This is a genomic window from Kitasatospora arboriphila (genome assembly GCF_039528095.1).
Lineage (GTDB): Bacteria > Actinomycetota > Actinomycetes > Streptomycetales > Streptomycetaceae > Kitasatospora > Kitasatospora arboriphila.
This window is the reverse complement of the sequence record NZ_BAAALD010000227.1, coordinates 1-1199: the sequence shown is the minus strand read 5'-3', so window position 1 is coordinate 1199 and position 1199 is coordinate 1. Positions and strand designations below refer to the sequence as shown.

The window sequence follows — 1199 nt, the reverse complement described above, 5'->3', positions numbered from 1 at the left end:
GCCGTCATCGTCAGCGCCGCCCGTTCGCCGATCGGCCGGGCCTTCAAGGGCTCGCTGAAGGACGTCCGCCCGGACGACCTGACCGCCCAGATCATCGCCGCCGCCCTCGCCAAGGTGCCCGGGCTGGACCCGCGGCAGATCGACGACCTGATGCTCGGCTGCGGCCTGCCCGGCGGCGAGCAGGGCCACAACCTCGGCCGGATCGTCGCCGTCCAGATGGGCATGGACTACCTGCCGGGCACCACGATCACCCGCTACTGCGCCTCCTCGCTGCAGACCACCCGGATGGCACTGCACGCGATCAAGGCCGGCGAGGGCGACATCTTCATCTCCGCCGGCGTCGAGGCCGTCTCCCGGAGCATCAACGGCACCTCCGACGGCATGCCGAACACCCCCAACCCGCTCTTCGACGACGCGCAGGCCCGCACCGCCAAGCGCGCCGCCGAGGGCGGCGGCCACTGGCACGACCCGCGCGAGGACGGCATCCTCCCCGACGCCTACATCGCCATGGGCCAGACCGCCGAGAACCTCGCCGCGCTCAAGGGCATCAGCCGCGCCGAGCAGGACGAGTTCGGCGTCCGCTCGCAGAACCTCGCCGAGCAGGCCATCGCGGCCGGCTTCTGGCAGCGCGAGATCACCCCGATCACCACCCCGGACGGCACCGTCGTCTCCCAGGACGACGGCCCGCGCGCCGGCGTCACCCTGGACGCCGTCTCCGGCCTCAAGCCGGTCTTCCGCCCCGACGGCACCGTCACCGCCGGCAACTGCTGCCCGCTCAACGACGGCGCCGCCGCCCTGGTCATCATGTCCGACACCAAGGCCCGCGAACTCGGCATCACCCCGCTCGCCCGCGTCGTGTCCACCGGCGTCAGCGGTCTGTCGCCCGAGATCATGGGCTACGGCCCGGTCGAGGCCACCCGGCAGGCCCTCGCCCGCGCCGGCATGACCATCGGCGACATCGACCTCGTCGAGATCAACGAGGCCTTCGCCGCCCAGGTCATCCCCTCCTACCGCGACCTCGGCATCGACATCGACCGCCTCAACGTCAACGGCGGCGCCATCGCCATCGGCCACCCCTTCGGCATGACCGGCGCCCGCATCACCACCACCCTGATCAACTCCCTCCAGTGGCACGACAAGCAGTTCGGCCTGGAGACCATGTGCGTCGGCGGCGGCCAGGGCATGGCCATGGTCATCGA

Annotated in this window: 1 protein-coding gene; it reads left to right on the top strand. The window is 71.7% G+C overall.

The genetic code is table 11. The annotated features are described in order from the left end of the window. A partial coding sequence (locus ABD353_RS39640) for an acetyl-CoA C-acetyltransferase (protein WP_344628571.1) occupies positions 1-1199 on the top strand: 1199 nt, incomplete at both ends.